The organism is Stenotrophomonas sp. 610A2 (assembly GCF_030549615.1).
Lineage (GTDB): Bacteria > Pseudomonadota > Gammaproteobacteria > Xanthomonadales > Xanthomonadaceae > Stenotrophomonas > Stenotrophomonas pigmentata.
Genome location: NZ_CP130832.1, coordinates 1543759 through 1559738 on the forward strand (window position 1 = coordinate 1543759; position 15980 = coordinate 1559738).

General features: G+C 58.0%; 19 protein-coding genes. 18 read left to right on the plus strand and 1 reads right to left on the minus strand.

The features are described 5' to 3' along the window. Positions 1–101: 101 nt before the first annotated feature. Positions 102–2726: a DNA mismatch repair protein MutS gene (gene mutS, locus Q5Z11_RS06890; RefSeq protein ID WP_405051657.1), complete on the minus strand. Its 2625-nt coding sequence runs from the start codon at positions 2724–2726 to the stop codon at positions 102–104. Between the two features lie 138 nt (positions 2727–2864). Here mutS and Q5Z11_RS06895 point away from each other — a divergent pair, with 138 nt between their 5' ends. From Q5Z11_RS06895 to Q5Z11_RS06980, 18 genes are all read left to right on the plus strand, one after another. Continuing rightward, positions 2865–4784: a site-specific integrase gene (locus Q5Z11_RS06895; RefSeq protein ID WP_303749294.1), complete on the plus strand. Its 1920-nt coding sequence runs from the start codon at positions 2865–2867 to the stop codon at positions 4782–4784. Beyond that, the gene (locus Q5Z11_RS06900; RefSeq protein ID WP_303749295.1) at positions 4771–5538 is read left to right on the plus strand and encodes a nucleotide-binding protein; all 768 of its coding nucleotides are present in this window, start codon (positions 4771–4773) and stop codon (positions 5536–5538) included. Before Q5Z11_RS06895 ends, Q5Z11_RS06900 begins: the two co-directional genes overlap by 14 nt. Before the next feature lie 783 nt (positions 5539–6321). After that, positions 6322–7935, plus strand: a complete 1614-nt coding sequence (locus tag Q5Z11_RS06905) for a DNA primase family protein (RefSeq protein ID WP_303749296.1) — start codon at positions 6322–6324, stop codon at positions 7933–7935. Between the two features lie 62 nt (positions 7936–7997). After that, entirely contained in the window at positions 7998–8828 is an 831-nt protein-coding gene (locus tag Q5Z11_RS06910) for an ankyrin repeat domain-containing protein (protein ID WP_303749297.1), read from the plus strand. 60 nt (positions 8829–8888) lie between these two features. Then, a complete protein-coding gene (locus Q5Z11_RS06915) occupies positions 8889–9347 on the plus strand; it encodes an ankyrin repeat domain-containing protein (RefSeq protein WP_303749298.1) in 459 nt (152 codons plus the stop codon). Further along, positions 9344–9667, plus strand: coding sequence for a hypothetical protein (locus Q5Z11_RS06920; protein ID WP_303749299.1), 324 nt, complete (start codon positions 9344–9346; stop codon positions 9665–9667). Before Q5Z11_RS06915 ends, Q5Z11_RS06920 begins: the two co-directional genes overlap by 4 nt. Beyond that, complete coding sequence (locus Q5Z11_RS06925; protein WP_303749300.1) at positions 9667–10209, plus strand: type II secretion system protein; 543 nt, start codon at positions 9667–9669, stop codon at positions 10207–10209. The genes Q5Z11_RS06920 and Q5Z11_RS06925 overlap by 1 nt, the downstream gene beginning before the upstream one ends. Positions 10210–10272: 63 nt before the next feature. Next, positions 10273–10494, plus strand: a complete 222-nt coding sequence (locus tag Q5Z11_RS06930) for a hypothetical protein (protein ID WP_303749301.1) — start codon at positions 10273–10275, stop codon at positions 10492–10494. Continuing rightward, positions 10491–11567 (plus strand): ArdC family protein, encoded by a 1077-nt coding sequence (locus tag Q5Z11_RS06935; protein WP_303749302.1) that lies wholly within the window; start codon positions 10491–10493, stop codon positions 11565–11567. The genes Q5Z11_RS06930 and Q5Z11_RS06935 overlap by 4 nt, the downstream gene beginning before the upstream one ends. A gap of 57 nt (positions 11568–11624) precedes the next feature. Continuing rightward, a complete protein-coding gene (locus tag Q5Z11_RS06940) occupies positions 11625–12317 on the plus strand; it encodes a hypothetical protein (RefSeq protein WP_303749303.1) in 693 nt (230 codons plus the stop codon). 95 nt (positions 12318–12412) lie between these two features. Next, the gene (locus Q5Z11_RS06945; RefSeq protein WP_303749304.1) at positions 12413–12742 is read left to right on the plus strand and encodes a hypothetical protein; all 330 of its coding nucleotides are present in this window, start codon (positions 12413–12415) and stop codon (positions 12740–12742) included. Beyond that, positions 12742–12960 carry a hypothetical protein gene (locus Q5Z11_RS06950; RefSeq protein ID WP_303749305.1) on the plus strand — a complete coding sequence of 73 codons (219 nt, stop codon included), beginning with the start codon at positions 12742–12744 and terminating at the stop codon, positions 12958–12960. Before Q5Z11_RS06945 ends, Q5Z11_RS06950 begins: the two co-directional genes overlap by 1 nt. Positions 12961–13120: 160 nt before the next feature. Then, on the plus strand, positions 13121–13333 hold the full coding sequence (locus Q5Z11_RS06955; protein ID WP_303749306.1) for a hypothetical protein: 213 nt from the start codon (positions 13121–13123) through the stop codon (positions 13331–13333). A gap of 83 nt (positions 13334–13416) precedes the next feature. Then, on the plus strand, positions 13417–13890 hold the full coding sequence (locus tag Q5Z11_RS06960; protein WP_303749307.1) for a hypothetical protein: 474 nt from the start codon (positions 13417–13419) through the stop codon (positions 13888–13890). Positions 13891–13892: 2 nt separating this feature from the next. Beyond that, positions 13893–14684, plus strand: coding sequence for an ankyrin repeat domain-containing protein (locus Q5Z11_RS06965; RefSeq protein ID WP_303749308.1), 792 nt, complete (start codon positions 13893–13895; stop codon positions 14682–14684). A gap of 63 nt (positions 14685–14747) precedes the next feature. Further along, entirely contained in the window at positions 14748–15062 is a 315-nt protein-coding gene (locus Q5Z11_RS06970; RefSeq protein ID WP_303749309.1) for a hypothetical protein, read from the plus strand. 425 nt (positions 15063–15487) lie between these two features. Further along, on the plus strand, positions 15488–15700 hold the full coding sequence (locus tag Q5Z11_RS06975; RefSeq protein ID WP_303749310.1) for a hypothetical protein: 213 nt from the start codon (positions 15488–15490) through the stop codon (positions 15698–15700). Positions 15701–15748: 48 nt separating this feature from the next. Continuing rightward, positions 15749–15928, plus strand: coding sequence for a hypothetical protein (locus Q5Z11_RS06980; protein WP_303749311.1), 180 nt, complete (start codon positions 15749–15751; stop codon positions 15926–15928). Positions 15929–15980: the final 52 nt, after the last annotated feature.

Below are 15980 nucleotides of genomic sequence, written 5' to 3' on the forward strand. Positions count from 1 at the left end.
AGCATGGCTCGGCACTACAGGTGGGGCTTCTTGCCGAGCATGGCTCGGCACTACAGGTGGGGCTTCTTGCCGAGCATGGCTCGGCACTACAGGTGCTGCGGTCAGATCAACGACTTCACCCGGTACAGCGCTTCCAGCGCCTGCTTCGGCGTCAGCTCATCCGGATCGATCGCCTGCAATGCATCCAGAGCCGCTGAATTCGGCGCGGCAAACAAACCAAACTGCTGCGGCGCATCCAGTGCCTGCGGCGCCATCGCCGCGCTCTGCGTCTCACCACCACGTTGTTCCAGCTCGGCCAGACGGCGACGCGCCTGTGCAACGGTGGACTTGGGCAAGCCAGCCAGTGCCGCCACCTGCAAACCAAAACTGCGGTTTGCCGGGCCATCCTTCACAGCATGCATGAACACCAGCGTGTCGCCGTGTTCCACTGCATCCAGATGCACGTTGGCGATGCCGCTGGCGCCGCCTTCGTGGCTCTCATCGGCCAAGGCCGTCAGCTCGAAGTAGTGCGTGGCAAACAGCGTGTAGCAGCGGTTCTGGTAGGCAAGGTGACGCGCGACTGCGTCGGCCAGGGCAAGACCGTCATAGGTCGAGGTGCCGCGACCGATTTCGTCCATCAACACCACCGAGTGTTCGGTGGCGTGGTGCAGGATGTAGCTGGTCTCGGCCATTTCCACCATGAAGGTGGATTGGCCCTTGGCCAGATCGTCACCGGCGCCGATGCGGGTCAGGATGCGGTCGATCGGGCCGATCACCGCACGGCTGGCCGGCACGAAGCTGCCGATGTGGGCGAGCAGCACGATCAGCGCGTTCTGCCGCATGTACGTCGACTTACCGCCCATGTTCGGACCGGTGATGACCAGCATGCGACGGTCTGGGTGCAGGTCCAGGTCGTTGGGTTCGAATGGCGTATCACGGACGGCTTCCACCACCGGATGACGGCCACGTTCGATGCGCAGGCAAGCATCTTCCTGCAGTTCCGGCTGCGCCCAGTCCAGCGCCTGCGCGCGTTCGGCGAATGCGGCCAGCACGTCCAGCTCGCTAAGCGCGCCCGCGCAGCGCTTCAGTGGTTCCAGATGCTGGCCGACGATGTCGAGCAGGCCTTCGTACAGCAGTTTCTCGCGGCTGAGCGAGCGCTCGCGTGCCGACAACACCTTGTCCTCGAAGTTCTTCAACTCCTCGGTGATGTAGCGCTCGGCATTGGTCAGGGTCTGGCGGCGGGTGTAGTGCACCGGCGCCTTGTCGGACTGGCCCTTGCTGATCTCGATGTAATAGCCATGCACGCGGTTGTAGCCGACCTTCAAGGTGGCGATGCCGCTTGCCTGGCGCTCGCGTGCTTCCAGGTCGATCAGGAACTGGTCGGCGTGGGTGGACAGACGGCGCAGTTCGTCGAGCTCGGCATCGTAGCCTTCGGCAATGACGCCGCCATCGGACAACTTCAGTGGCGGCTGCTCGGCAACCGCGCTGGCCAACAGATGTGCGCTTTCATCGTGCGAGCCAAGCTCGGCGCGCAGCTGCTGCAGGCGCGGCGAATCCAGCGTGTCCAGCTGCGAGGTGATTGCCGGCAGCAGGGCCAGGCCATCGCGCAGGGTGGAGAAGTCGCGCGGGCGCGCCGAGCGCAGCGCCATGCGGGTGAGGATGCGCTCGATGTCGCCGAGGGCGCGGAAGCTGTCGCGCAGGTCGGCGTCGGTACCGCGATCAATCAGGGTGGCAACTGCGTGGTGGCGTTGCTGCAGCACGTTGCGCAGGCGTAGCGGGCGGTGCAGCCAGCGCCGCAACAGGCGTCCGCCCATTGGCGAGACGGTGCTGTCGAGCACGCCAAGCAAGGTATTGCGGGTGTCGCCGTCAACGCGCGTATCCAGTTCCAGATGTCGGCGGGTGGCGGCATTCATTGCAATCGCTTCGCCGGCGTTCTCCATCGAGATGGAAGTCAGGTGCGGCAGGCGCTGCTTCTGGGTTTCCTCGACATAGCCGAGCAGGGCACCGGCAGCGCCGGTGGCGCGCGGCTTGTCGTCGATGCCGAAGCCGCTGAGGTCGTGCAGCTTGAAGAAATTCAGCAGGTGGCGTCGGCCGCTGTCGGCATCGAACAGCCATGGTGCGCGTCGGCGCACGCCATTGCGGTGGCGCAGGAACTCCGGCCAGTTCTCCTCGTCGGGCACCAGTAGCTCGGCCGGCTCCAGTCGGGCCAGCTCAGCTTCCAGCGCGTCGTCACTGTCAACTTCGTTGACCAGGAAACGGCCGCCGGCCAGATCGGCCCAGGCCAGGCCGTAACCGGCCTTGCTGCGCGACAGCGCCATCAGCAAGGTGTCGCGGCGCTCGTCCAGCAGCGCTTCGTCGGTGACGGTGCCCGGGGTGACCACGCGTACTACCTTGCGCTCGACCAGGCCCTTGGCCAGCGCCGGGTCGCCGATCTGCTCGCAGATCGCCACCGATTCGCCGACCGCCACCAGCCGCGCCAGATAGCCCTCGAAGGCATGTACGGGCACGCCAGCCATCGGGATCGGCGCGCCGCCGGAGCTGCCGCGCTGGGTCAGGGTGATGTCGAGCAGGCGCGCGGCCTTGCGCGCGTCGTCATAGAACAGTTCGTAGAAATCGCCCATCCGGAAGAACAGCAGCAGGTCCGGGTACTCGGACTTGGCTGCAAAGAACTGCTTCATCAAAGGGGTGTGCTCAGCCGAACCCTTGTTATTATTGAGTTTTGTATTTGAATCAATAGTTTGGGTCATTATCACTGAACTGGAAATAGGGGTCTATGAGGGTGGTCAGGGGTCGATAGAGGCGTCTTCTTGTATCCACGATGTATCCACGTATAGAATCGGCCCAATGTCCATGTATCCATGGATGCAAGTAGCTGGGAGAGGCCTATGTCCACCACGTCCATGGATACATCTGATGAGACCACGAAAGAGACTGTAAAGGGGAAGTCTGGCAGCAAGTTGAGCCTGACAGAGAAACAACTTCGAAGCCGGGAATTGAACACGGCCAATTATCCGGTCATTGGATCGGGTGGAAAATTGGTCTACCAGCCCCGACCGCCAGAAGAGGCGGGCAAGCCCTACCGGTTCAAGCTGGCGGATGCCCCGACTGGGGTCGGCATCTATGTGGGCCCCAAAGGAGTCATCTATGAAATGGCCAAACGTGGTCCAGAGGGCTTTCGACGGGTGGCTATCGGCAAAGTCCTAGACCTGTCTATGGAGGAGGCCTTCGATAAGGCCAGGAAGTGGGCAAAGATCATTCACGAGACCGGCGACAACCCCAAGCGAATTGAGGCTCAGAAATGGAAGCGGAAGTCCGTCAAGCACATCACCGTTGGGCAGTGCATGGAGGACTACATCAAGCGCTTGGAGGGGTTTGTAAAAGAAGGGAAGGCCAAGGCAGTGAGCGCTGAGGCGATCGGTGACAGCCTCGCTCGGCTCAAGCGGGCAGAGGTGGACCTAGCCCGTAAAGAGGTGAGGGATCTGACCGACGACGATGTTTCCGAAGCTCATGAGCTAGTCCGGCTTTCAGCTCAGTCAAAGTCAAACCGTATTCCCTCAGATATGAAGGGTCGGCTTGAACCTTACAAGGATTGGGCAAAGCTCACGACACTCGAACTGGAAGCGCTGGGCATCCATGGAAAATACATTCAGAGGGTAAAGGCGGCTGGATTGGCCGCGGCTGAGCACACGCTTTCTGACGCATATCGCGCTGTGCAGTTCATTGTAGAAATGGAGACAGAACAGGCGCAGCGAGAACAACGTGCACCGGACTTGTTTGCCAATCCATTTAAGGCAATACGGCGGTTGAAGCTGTTTCGAGAAGCACAAGAGCTACGGAAGCACTACGAGAGGGCGAAAGTCAGGAACCCGCTCGGAGAAGATGACAACAGCCTGCCTACTGTGCTGAAAACAATCTTGGCGCGTCGCGACGAGCAGGGTGGCTTGAACAAGGCTGGTGCGGACTATCTACTTCTCACACTTCTTTTCGGTGCCAGACGGGGCGAGAGTGCGCGGTTGAAGTGGTATGACAAGTGCACATCAGGAGAGCTGGCACAAAATGAGGCATCTTGGGTGTGGCTGGCTCAGTTTCCTGATGAGGTGAACCCAACGACAGGCAAGAGGGGCTCGCAGGCCTACTTCCACGATACGAAGAATGGCGATGAGCGGTTTATACCTATCGCCTACTTTGCTGAGCGCATTTTGAGACAGCGTTTAGCTGAGCGCTTGGAGAAGGAAGGGCAGGCTCCCCGAGCCATTCGGGCCGCAGAAGCCGCATACAAGAAGGTCTGCAAAGAGACCAAGGATGAAATCAAGCAGGCTAAGGCGCTTAGACAGCTGAATTACGCCAGAGAGGATCTGGCTCGATTGGTCTGGGTCTTCCCTGCCAGGAGTCGCAAAGCCAACAAGGGCCACTACTCTGACAGCAAGTCGATCATTCGCAATGTCCGTAGGGACTCAGGGATGTTGGATCTGGACAAGGAAATTGATATCGGGCTCACTCCCCATGACCTGAAACGCACCTTGGGCCGCTACGCCGAGAAGCTGGAACGCGGCACGATCATTTCCCAGATGCTTCAACACACCGTTCCCGATGGAAAAGCGAAGGTATCGACCCGTTACACCCAACAAGAGTGGGAAGAGTTGCGCCGTGCGTTTGGTCGGGTTGAGGAGGCTATGATTGCCACGAGCCCGAGGGTATGGAACAACTTGAAGGACACGGACAAGCCGCGTCTTGATGAGGCTAACGATCCGGCTCCCACAATCTTCATGTCCAAGAAGGAAGGCTTGGTCAATGCAGCAGATTAGAAGCGAGGAAGCCTACCGAGCTTTGGCAACCGATCGGATCTCGAAAGAGATCGAGGACGCCAAGGCAGGCCTTCGCTCTTCTGTTGGCACCAAGGCTGCCGCACGGATCTTGAATGTCCACTTCGACACCCTCTCAGACTGGCGCAACAGGTCGCCTCCCAAAGGACCGCCATTTGGGAAAGGATCTGAGAGTGAGGGGTCTGGGAACGAGAGCATCCGATACAACTACCAAGCCCTCATCGAGTGGGATAAGACCCGACAAGGCCTGACCACGAAAGAGAAGAGGCTCATTGACGAACTCGAGGCGTTACGCCAAAAAACACGCGAGCTCGAACTGGAGTTGCAGGTCCAAGAAGCTAAGGACCAACTCGCCAAGCTGAAGAAGAAGCTTGGGCGCAAGCTCGACTTTGCGACTTTGGCAGACTGCCTGATGCCGGAAGACTGGGCGGTGCATGGCGGCTTGGTAATGGGCCATGTGCTCACGGTGGACGACGCAACACTAATCCGCGCGCTGGACGACGATACAGTGTTCACGGGTAGCCTGGATGCCGCGCTATCCCTGCCTTGGGCCGATGAAGTAGCGAGGGAGCCCTTTGCATCCGCAATGGCCAGTGCTCTTGCTGATGCTGGTAGTCGCCATGATGCAGCCAATGTCATGGGGGCGGACTTGCAGCAGCATCGAGAGCGCGAGCGGCTTCGAGGGTCTACCCCTCTACCATCTAATCCAACAGACAGAGGCAGCAAAGGCCTCTGAGAACAACAAGGCCCCCTTCGGGGCCTTTTCTTTGCCTGATGCACGGGCACTGCACAGGCTGTGCACGGGCTGGGGAGCTAGCCCGTGCACCACATTTACCAGAGACGTCAATAAGTTGCGTGCTACTGCACGGGCTGCACGGGCTAAGTGCAAATTCCCTGTGGCTGGGGAGTTGCGTAGCAATAGTTGGAAAACAATCCTCATTGAACCGATTTTGACTTTTACCCGTGCAGCCCGTGCACTCAGTTCTAAGTCGATGATTCCATTTAGAAAAACACTGCACGGGCTGTTGCTTTTTACCCGTGCAGTGCCCGTGCAGCCCGTGCAGTGTCTGGAAGGGAATAGGGGGTGCGCACCCCCTCTTCGATCATTCCCTAAATCAATAAGCTTCAACTTACACAGTTGAAAGACGAGGGGCTTGGCTAAGAAATACTTCGCAACAACCTATTGCCAACTCTCCTTTTTCTGCTTCATTGAATAGGCCCACTGTGGGTCAATCGTGAAACGGGAGATGTAATGACGAATGTAGTTGAGCTTCGTAAGCGTGCGAAGCCAGGGGCGAAAAAACGCAAGTCAATCAAGGTGCATATGCACGATGAACAAATTGCGGAAGTCGATGCGCTCGCTGGCCAGTATCACTGCTCAAGATCTCAGGCGTTCGGGCTGCTTCTCGCATTTCATAGGGAATCAACCGCTAGACAGCAAGTAGCGACGGGATAAACAAATGAAAACCCCGCCTGCCAGGGCGGGGTTCGATGACACAGACTTACAAAGGATATAATTATGGTAGTTCAAAGCGCAGCCGCGTCAAGCGGTAACGTTGTTTCTTTTCCGGGCAATTCCAACGTTCGATACGACATGTTGGGCCCATATCAGGAGGCCGCACCGGAATTTCGATACGCCTACGAGATCTTGAAGAGGGAGATCCCCCAAGGCGTGGATGCTGCTGGCGTCCCTCTGGAGATGGACAGGCTTGGAAACATTGCCTTGGGTGAGGTGAGCGAGAACGGGGATATCGACACTTCTGTCTACCGTTGGCTTGAAGATCCCAGGGGTAGCCGCTGGCAGATCCAATCCCATAAGGAACTTCGCGCAGACGCCATGCAATGGCTGGCTCGATACGCGCAAGAAGACATTTCAGGTTCTCGACCAGACTCCTGCATTCGCGTGCTTACTGATTTGATGGTGGGTCAGGGACGGTTCCTTGTCCGCAAGCAAGGATTGAACCTTGTGCCATTCCGAAACGCCTACTTGATCATTGAGGGCGACGGCACCTTGAGGGCCACCGCTCCCGACAAGTCGTTTTGCATTGACTATGTCATTCAGGCGGACCTGGACATGAGCAGGGTGGATCCGGAAACGATGATCTACACCCCATCTACTTCAAAAGAAGGGTCCTACTGGCACAACTACGTCAACTCCGCCTTCATTGACCAAGACGTCCATGACTACTCGCAAGAAGCGCTTTCGACGGTCTTGCTCTCCCAGTGCTACGAGAAGGGCATCTTGCTCTATGGGGACGGTGAGAACGGCAAGAGTGTGATGCTGCATATCCTCCGATCGCTTGCGCCTCGCCATACCCAGTCGATCAACCTGAAACGACTTGTCAAGAACGAGTTCGGAACCGCCTCGCTGATTGGAAAGCGCGTGGCAATGATCTCTGAGATGCCCTCCCGGCTGTCCAAGGATATGCAGGATGCCTTGAAGAACATCATTTCCTGGGACCCAATGCCCGCAGAGAAGAAGGGCAAGGACGAGTTCACGTTCGTTCCTAGGGTGATTGTGATTGGTGCGACCAACCATTTCTCGGAAGTTAGCAATCACGAGCATGGCTTTTGGCGAAAGATCGAGATCATCCCCTTCATCAAGAGGGTCAGGTCAGACCAGAAGATTTTTGACCTTCATAAGCACATCACGCAATCGCCGGAAGAGCTGGGGCAGGTCATCGACTGGCTGCTTATCGGAGCTTCCCGTCTGACCAGCCGTAAGCGCTGGCTGTCAGACAGTGAGAAGCCGGCAGCAGTTCGCAAGTTGTCCAGGGAGCAGCGCCGGGAAACCGATAGCGTGTCGGCTTGGCTGTTCGATGTCCGGCTCGAATACAACCCTACCGCTCTCACCAAGAAGCAGTTCATCTACAACAGCTATTGCGAGCATGTGGACAGTGCAAACAAGCATCCGATCTCAGACAGCAAGTTCTGGCAGCGGATGAAAGAGGTGTTCCGCGAATTCGGGTTCGATCATGTTGGCATCCAGAAGAGCCTTGGATCAGAGCGGCCGCGTTGCGTCAATCTCGTGTTGGAGGGTGTGAAGCCGCTTGAAGAGCCCACCATTGCAGGTTCTATTCCCCAGGCCAAGCTGGACGAACATGAAGATATGCCGGATATGTTCAATGGGTAGGGGTCGATGAAAGCGCTCTTCGCAAGCCTTGCGCAATCCCAGTCCTCTGCAAGCATGGATCTATGACCAAGGATCCTCACTCACCACTCCAGATCGCTCTGATTGAAGCCATCGACCGCCTGGACGCAGGCGCCGTCCGGCAAGCTCTAAATGATGGCGCCAATCCGAACCTGGCCCACCCCTCGCTTTGGGCTGGTAAGGAAGTCCCCGCCATGGGCAGGGCACAGGCCGAGTTCGCTCACTCCCAGTGGCCCGGCAACCAGGACATCTACCAGTCGCTCATCGAGGCTGGCGCCAAGGTCAATGACTTCTACGGCCGCATGGCGTTTCGGGATGCGGTGAACGCCTACAACCTTCCTCTCGTCCGGCTCTTCTTCGAGAGTGGCTTTGACCTGCACGGCCAAGTTTGGCCGCTGTGGACCCAAGATCTTTCACTCATGCGCTACTTGGTGGAAGAGCAGGGTCTGCCGGTCAATGTGTCCATCCCTGACCGCGGCACGCCACTTCACCATGTCTGCTTGTTTCGCAACGAAGGTCAGATCCGCTACCTGTTGTCCAAGGGCGCGAACATCAATGCCCTGGACGACCACCGAAACACCCCATTGAACCTGTGTGTGCAGAACGGGGCGGATGAGCTGGTGCCCCTCCTTTTGGAAAACCACGCCAATCCGCGCTTGTGCAACTACCAGGGCAACACGCCTCTTCATTTCGTGAGCGACGCCTGCACGGCCAAGATGCTCATGGATTACGGCGCAGACCTCCATGCAGTCAACCAGGATGGCTTCACGCCACTGGATATCGGAGATCCCGAAGCTCTGGCTACCATCGAACATCGACTGTTGCACCAGCGGACATTCATCAGCTCCCAGGCACCGACGAGTAGACGTCTCTAAGGACTTGCGCAATCCCGGTTTTGTTCCAAGGTGGATCCATACCCCTATGGAGCCCAGCCCATGTCAGAAGCCATCCAGAACGACCTAGGTCGCACGCCGCTACACATGGCGGCTCTTGCCGACGACCGAAAGCTAGCCGCGGCCCTGATCGAGGCAGGCGCTGACGTAAACGCCCAGGACAAGCAGGGCAACACACCGATGAGTGTCGCTCTGGGTCTGGATCGGGCCGAGAAGACCATGGACATGGACAAGTCGCTCTTCTGGATCTCCCAGGGTGCCAACCCCTCAATCACAAACGATGCGGGCGTATGCGTCTGGTGGAAATCCAGCCCGGCAGCTCAGAACAACATGATTGCTGAAATGGGGGATAGGGACCGAAGGCTTGAAGCTCAGGCCTCCGCCAGCTCTTGGTCCCCGGATCCCGCCGAGGCTGACCGCCAGTTTGACCGAGCATTCAAGGAGGCATCAAGCCAAGCTCAGGGTAGCCAACTAAGGCAAAGGTCAGGGATGCGCTTATGAAGGCCGTGGTGTTTCTCATGCTGCTCACCATGGCAGCTTGCACGGATCAGCGCCATCAGGCCGCCTCGGTGCCGTATCTCAGTCCGCTTGCCCATGACCTGGCCGTGTGCGCTATCGCGGCAAGAGATAGCGCGAGTTGGTCGGCAGAAGAGCGCCTCGCACGATCGACGGTCAATGCAAGCGCCGCAGCCGGGTTGCTCGTGAAAGATTACGCATCCATCGATCAGCCGACTGCCAGAGCAGTGATTGAGCATGTGATGCAGGATCCAGCGAATTCGCGAGCAGATCCGGAAGGCTGGTATCTCGCGGAGTGCGTGTGATGCGCCAGCGTGGCTACTCACTTATGGAAATCATGCTCGTGTTGGGCGTGATTGCCATTGCCGTGGTCGGCATCTTTGCCACTTTCACGACGACGAACTTCAACAGAAAAATCAACCAAACGAACGACGACCTGATCGAGATCACCCAGAACATCGAGCAGTCCTGGGGGAACATGCAGTCCTACAACGGGCTCACCAACGAATTGGCGGTCCAGCAGCACCTCATTCCTGACCGCATCAAGAACAATGGCGGCCTGAAGACGCCTCTTGGGCCACTGACCTTGGGCTATGCGGGCAACGATCGCGAAATGCTCTTGCTCACCCTAGACCTCGAGAATGATGGCTGTAACCGCCTTATTCCACTCTTGGCTCCTCACATGCACCAGATCAAGATTGGCCGTCCCGGCCAGCTGGTAACGGTTGCGGAGGAGGGCCATGTGAACCTGTCTGAGGTGGGTGCGTGGTGTTCTCAGGGTCTGCCTGTCTCCTTCATCCATTTCCAGAAAGGCTTTGGCAGACGCGCCATCTGGGAAAGTTGGTAGTCAGAGACTTTACTTTTCCCCGTCCTGCCTTTTGCTGGTGGTGTCCTCCAACGAGATGCCGCCATGGAAAACCCCGATGCATTTGATGAGCGTGCCCACGATCTAGACGATCTACTGGAAGAAGCCGAGCGCTTCGAGGTTCAGAAATACGAGCGAACCCTGATGTTTCAGCTGGCAGACGACGACGACCCGATGTTGCCGTTGGTGTCCCTTAGCCGAATCCGCGAAGTGGTCGATGGGCACCTGGAAGCTGGCGGCGCCATCTTCATCGGTGGTGTCCAGTGAGCAGATACGACGAATGGGTCAACCCGGCCGCTGAGAAGATCATTGCGCTATTGGAGCAAGACCTTGCGCCGTGGCAAAAGGGGTGGGATCCAGGGAAGTCTCCTCCTGGTGTGGGCGGTATGCCTTACAACGCCGTCTCTGGCCGCTCCTACGCTGGTGGCAATTCCATGTATCTCTTCGCCATAGCGGTCGAGAAAGGCTATGACGACAACCGCTGGATGACATATGACCAGGCAACTAGGGCTGGTTTTCAGGTTCGCAAGGGAGAGAAGCACACCAAGATTGCTTGGTGGGAACGACCCGTAGCTCGAGAGAAGGTTCGGGAGGACTCGAAGGATGAGCAAGACAAAAACGATGAAGAACGGAGAGGACCAATCTTTAGAACATTCCAAGTGTTCAATGCAGCCCAGATCGATGGCATGCCAGAGCGCGTGCAGCGGGTGGTTCCGGACGTCGACTGGCGCCACAACGAGTGCGAGCGCCTGCTCACCGACAGTGGCGCGAGGATCAATCACGATGGTGGTGGCCGGGCGTTCTATCGCCCGATCAGCGACAGCATCCATCTACCCGAGAAGGCGTCCTTCCATACCGCTGATAATTACTACGCGACAGCGCTTCATGAGCTTGGACATTGGACAGGCCACAAGGATCGTTTGAACCGCGACCTGTCAGGTGGCTTCGGCTCTGTCGAATATGCCAAGGAGGAGCTACGGGCCGAGATCGCCAGCATGATGATTGGCGACCGTCTTGGCATTGGCCACGACCCCACGCGACATGCGGCATATGTGAAATCCTGGATCGAGGTGTTGAAGAACGAACCCAAGGAAGTCATGCGGGCAGCATCGGATGCCGAGAAGATCTGCACCCATTTGGGAATTGATGCCTACCAGCAGGAACCGATCCAGGTGAAGGAGCGCAAGCAGACCCAAGAGCAAGCGGATGTCCAAGATACCGCCGTGGCAGCCATGCCCAAGCGACCAAGGGCCCGCGCTAGGCCAAAACAGCCAGAACCCGTGCCCACAACGGTCTCCAAGCCGCGACGCAAGGTCAAGGAACTCGCTCTGACCATGTGATGCTGGATCGGTCCAAAAGGCGCCTGTTACAGTTGTGGCGTCTATAGGGGTGATCAGATGGCCAGCACTAGCCAAGGAACCTATCAGGGGTATATCCGCTCGGTGGAGGCCTTGTTCGATCAAGCGATGCAGCAGGCCCAATCTCCGTCTGATGAGAAGCAGGCGGCCATAGAGCTCGCCGACCGACTGCCTGGCTTTGAAGAGCACAGCTTGGCCGTGCGCCAGGCCCTCGATGTGCTCCCGCCAGAATTCGTGTTCACCCAGAGCATGGCCATGTTCTACCTTGGCTACTCAGAGGACCTGTTCAAGGCCAGGCTCGTGCAGGGACCGCACCCCTTCAAGCGTGGCAAGAAGACGACCAAGGCTGAAGTGGACGAGTGGCACGAGGAGATCTTGCAGCGAAAGCACGCTGATGACTTGCCTGAGATCGATACAAGCTTTCGTGGCCGCGACCCCCTATCGGAGCGGGTCTACATCATCGACAAATCCGGTGCCGTCGTCTCGGATGGGCAGATATCCAGCATCGACTCCAATGCGCTCGCCAAGGTCCTCACAAAAGGCGGCTCTATCCGTATCTTGTCTCTGACTCAAGCGCTCATGCAGCCCTGGGCCTCCATGGATGAGCGTGCTCCCTGGGCAGCGGGCTATGTGCTTCTGCTTCACACGCAGATTGCTGAGATCGATGCCATGACGCTACGCGGTGGCACCCAGGAACCCACAAGGGAGGGAACCCGTAAGGGAACCTTGTAGGGTTCGAATAGGGGGTGTGCTCCCCCTAATGTGCTCTCCCCCAGATCGGGAAAATCACTCCTGAACCTGCCGCTTTGGCAGTCGGGAGAGAGAATATGAGCAGCGCAAGTAAGGCTGTTGGGCTTCGTGAGATCAAGGCCATGTTGGCCAAAGAGGGAGCCTCGCTGGTGTCATGCGAGCGGATTGTTAGGAATTTTCATGTGGAATACAAGATCAACGGGCAGACTTTCAAAGCTGTGATGGCGAACCCTGCGAAAGCAAGCTGGGGCAATACTCGCCTTATGATCGCGGGCATTAGGGCCAATAAGCGGAAAGCATTCGTGCCTGGTGGCAACGAGGTTGAGAGGCTTGCTCCCACTGGTGCAGATCTCCGTAGATCGCGGAAGTCTTTGAGCTCGGTATTGCAGCAGGCCGGGGCCAAATGATGAACCGTTCGATCCATAGCTACGACGTGGAAATCGTGCGGACCGTTACTTGCACGACGACCGGAACCGTTCTCGCCTCGTCGGAGGAGGAGGCCATGGTGCTTGCCGCGACGAACGATCTTGATGGTGAGGTCGTTGATGTTCAGCAGTCAAAAGTGCTCAGCGTCAAGGTGCAGGACGAGCTTGCGGTCGATTGGGATCCTGCCAGAGATCGCTGAGCGACATTTGATCTTCATGGCTTGCCTCCACGGAAACCATAGCTCCACCTGACAGCCTGGCAAGGATGCCCTCCATTGCCAGCAATGGCCCTACGGGTGCAAGCCTGCCCGTGCGGCTCCGCTCATTGGGTTCCACCGGCACACGCCATTGGAGAACAACATGAGCACTCTCAAATACGGTCTGAACTACGGCGACATCGAATGGATCGAAGGCGTCCTGGCCAACGACGAGAATTCCACCAATGAAGAACTGGTGGAGTATTTTACTGGCAACGGATTGACCGCCGACCAGGCACAGGCGGTTGTCCAGCATCGGGACGACTACCTCAACGATATCGTCTTCAACGGTTCGGGTCCGCTCTGGGATGGCTGAGCCAACTTTGGTCATGGATGGTCTTGCGCAATTTCAGTGCTACCTCATGCTTAGGGTAGCTTCGATCACCAAAGGAGGAACCTGTGGACAATTTCACAACTTACTACCGAACCTCAACAAACGAGGATGAGTGGGAAGAGTTTGTTGTAGTGAATAACTCAAACAAGGTTCCCGATTTCGATAAGACAACCGTTGCAGATAAAATCCAGTTCCTACATGAAACGGTAGGCGAAGAGTGGACGAACCTGCGCCTATCAAGTGCCGGAGGTGTTTATGAGGAGGGTGGATATGTTTCTCAAACACCTTTGGCGAGTGATGATGATCCGAACGTTTCCCAAGACGCAAAGGGGAACTGGCGCCCCCTGGATACTCTCAATGCAGAGCGTCGGGCTATTTCAGAAGCTAGACAGCTTCGATCGAGCACCCGAGAAGCTGCGGGCGCCTGGTCCCCAGACCCGAAGGAAGCCGACGCCCAGTTCGATCGCCGCTATGCCGAGGCGGCCGCGCAAGGGCAGGGCATCGAGCCCGCCAAGGCGACCGCACGGATGCGTCTCTAATCGTGAACCAGGGCGGCTCACACTTCTTCCTCTTGATGACCACTATGCAGCTGGCTGGCCAGCTGCGCAGGCGCAAAGGTAGGGTCCTGGGAGCGTTGGACAGGCAGGGCCGCTCGTTACTGCACTGGCTGATCCTCGCCAACCGCCTGGATCTCGCAGCTCTTCTGGTAGATGCCGGCGTTCGCCTGGATATCCAAGACAGACGGGGCAGGGAGCCGCTTCACTATGCTCGCAGCCAGAAGGCAGTTGATCTCTTGATCAATGCCGGTGCCAATGCCAATGCCCGAGACCTGGCCGGGCGCACAGCCCTGCACATGTGCATCCGCAAGGACCGAGGCGAGATAGTGGCCGCGTTGTTGAAGCGGGGCGGCGATGTCCACATGAAGGATGCGAGCGGCCTCAATGCCCTGCATCACGCCGCCCAGAAGGGCCAGGCCGAGCTGGTCCGTAGCCTCATCGAAGAGCATGGCGTCTATGTGGATGCCCGGGACAAGCACGGACGGCATGCCCTGTATCACGCCCTCTCAGGTGGCCACCTGGGCTCGGTCAAGGCCTTGCTCGACGGTGGCGCGGACCTTGCCAAGATCGACTTCAAGGGCACGCCTTGGCATCAGGTAGCGTCTATGGAGCAGATTGGCACAATTCAAGAATATGCCAAGTCGGCGGCCCAGGCCCAGAAGCGCGTTGGCGGCTGGACTCCTGATCCGCTTGCCATGGAGCGCCTGCACGGCAAGCTCGTGGATCAGACGTGGTCGCGTTCGAGCCATCATCAAGTATTCGCGCAAAAACTCTGATCAAAGGGTTGCGCAATCCCCAATCTGGCTCACCTTGGAGCTATCACGGCCAAGGAGAACACGATGGGATTTGCACTGTTAGCAGCACTGTTTTGCACCATGCTTTCGGTAGCGGTGCCGGGTCTTTGGGTCATGCTCATCGCATGGTGCTGGTGGGGCCTGTTTTGGAAGGGCTACCTTCGCTCCCGCGCAGCCAATGTGGGTCGCCTCCGCGCCAAGGCCGAGATCCTGCTCATGGCAGCGTCAATCGTCTCCCTGCAGATCCTGACCAACCCCAGGATGATCCAGCTCTTCCTGGCGCCAGTCGCACTTGTCCTTTGGGTCTGGTGCTTGAAGGTGTGGAGCGCCGCCCGGCGTTCGCCTCCTGCCTTCCGATAAGGATCACGCCTCTGATCAGGGTGTAGAGCCTAGCCGTGCCATTAAGGGCGGCGGGCCTCTCTCCATCTCGCACACCCTGCCAGCTCTTCCACCGCATCCAAGCGGGAGCAGGGTCAGTTGATCAGCGCCATAGGTGTTCCTCTTCATCGACGGCGGCTTGCTTACTCGTGGGATTTTCGGTCAACACGCCCCGGGGCAAGTGTTCACTCCTCCACGCAGTCTTTCATCTGGCTAGGGCCGTTAACGCCGCTCCGAAGTGTGCGGCAGCACTAGACCCTTTCACGCCAGATGGCCTTTGTTGCGGCCTGTCTCCCAAAGGGACGCTCAACTCATTCCATTCCTCCGCTGGACAGGTGCACCTGGGCTTTCGTCTTCCTCCATCTATCCCCGAGCAATTCGCTCTTTCGATAGAAGGAAACCTGATCATGGCCAAGAACACCAGCAAGACCGAAGCTCCTGCCCGCCTGGATGCGTTTGTGGTGGAAGAGTTCGAAGTGCAGGGTGAGAAGCGTTCGAGTTGGAGCAAGATCGGCACCGCCTGGCCGCATCAAGATGGCAAAGGCTTCCGCCTGGTTCTCCGCGCCAACCCGATTGACGGTGTTGTGATCCTGCGCACCCCGGAAACCAAGGAAGACTGAACCCCACGGGGCCCTTCGGGGCCCTTTTCTTTGCACCAGGAGAAGACCATGGACAAGTGGCACAGCGACTTCGACGGCTTCATGAAGCAGTTTTGGGGCATGGATAGCCAAGATGCAGGCATGGACGCGCAACAGCTCAGCCGCTATCGCGATCTAAATCCCAAGGAAGCGGCTCTGATCTTCGGCGAGGACTACGATTTGGATCGTATTGATCGGGGATGGAACTAATCCATCCCTTTTTATTTGCGCCCAGCACCCTTGCCAAAACCTGATTTGGCCT

Excerpts from the sequence above, each read along its gene's own strand:
- mutS (WP_405051657.1), bottom strand. The coding sequence starts at position 2,726 with ATGACCCAAACTATTGATTCAAATACAAAACTCAATAATAACAAGGGT.
- Q5Z11_RS06895 (WP_303749294.1), top strand. The coding sequence starts at position 2,865 with ATGTCCACCACGTCCATGGATACATCTGATGAGACCACGAAAGAGACT.
- Q5Z11_RS06900 (WP_303749295.1), top strand. The coding sequence starts at position 4,771 with ATGCAGCAGATTAGAAGCGAGGAAGCCTACCGAGCTTTGGCAACCGAT.
- Q5Z11_RS06905 (WP_303749296.1), top strand. The coding sequence starts at position 6,322 with ATGGTAGTTCAAAGCGCAGCCGCGTCAAGCGGTAACGTTGTTTCTTTT.
- Q5Z11_RS06910 (WP_303749297.1), top strand. The coding sequence starts at position 7,998 with ATGACCAAGGATCCTCACTCACCACTCCAGATCGCTCTGATTGAAGCC.
- Q5Z11_RS06915 (WP_303749298.1), top strand. The coding sequence starts at position 8,889 with ATGTCAGAAGCCATCCAGAACGACCTAGGTCGCACGCCGCTACACATG.
- Q5Z11_RS06920 (WP_303749299.1), top strand. The coding sequence starts at position 9,344 with ATGAAGGCCGTGGTGTTTCTCATGCTGCTCACCATGGCAGCTTGCACG.
- Q5Z11_RS06925 (WP_303749300.1), top strand. The coding sequence starts at position 9,667 with ATGCGCCAGCGTGGCTACTCACTTATGGAAATCATGCTCGTGTTGGGC.
- Q5Z11_RS06930 (WP_303749301.1), top strand. The coding sequence starts at position 10,273 with ATGGAAAACCCCGATGCATTTGATGAGCGTGCCCACGATCTAGACGAT.
- Q5Z11_RS06940 (WP_303749303.1), top strand. The coding sequence starts at position 11,625 with ATGGCCAGCACTAGCCAAGGAACCTATCAGGGGTATATCCGCTCGGTG.
- Q5Z11_RS06945 (WP_303749304.1), top strand. The coding sequence starts at position 12,413 with ATGAGCAGCGCAAGTAAGGCTGTTGGGCTTCGTGAGATCAAGGCCATG.
- Q5Z11_RS06950 (WP_303749305.1), top strand. The coding sequence starts at position 12,742 with ATGAACCGTTCGATCCATAGCTACGACGTGGAAATCGTGCGGACCGTT.
- Q5Z11_RS06955 (WP_303749306.1), top strand. The coding sequence starts at position 13,121 with ATGAGCACTCTCAAATACGGTCTGAACTACGGCGACATCGAATGGATC.
- Q5Z11_RS06970 (WP_303749309.1), top strand. The coding sequence starts at position 14,748 with ATGGGATTTGCACTGTTAGCAGCACTGTTTTGCACCATGCTTTCGGTA.
- Q5Z11_RS06975 (WP_303749310.1), top strand. The coding sequence starts at position 15,488 with ATGGCCAAGAACACCAGCAAGACCGAAGCTCCTGCCCGCCTGGATGCG.
- Q5Z11_RS06980 (WP_303749311.1), top strand. The coding sequence starts at position 15,749 with ATGGACAAGTGGCACAGCGACTTCGACGGCTTCATGAAGCAGTTTTGG.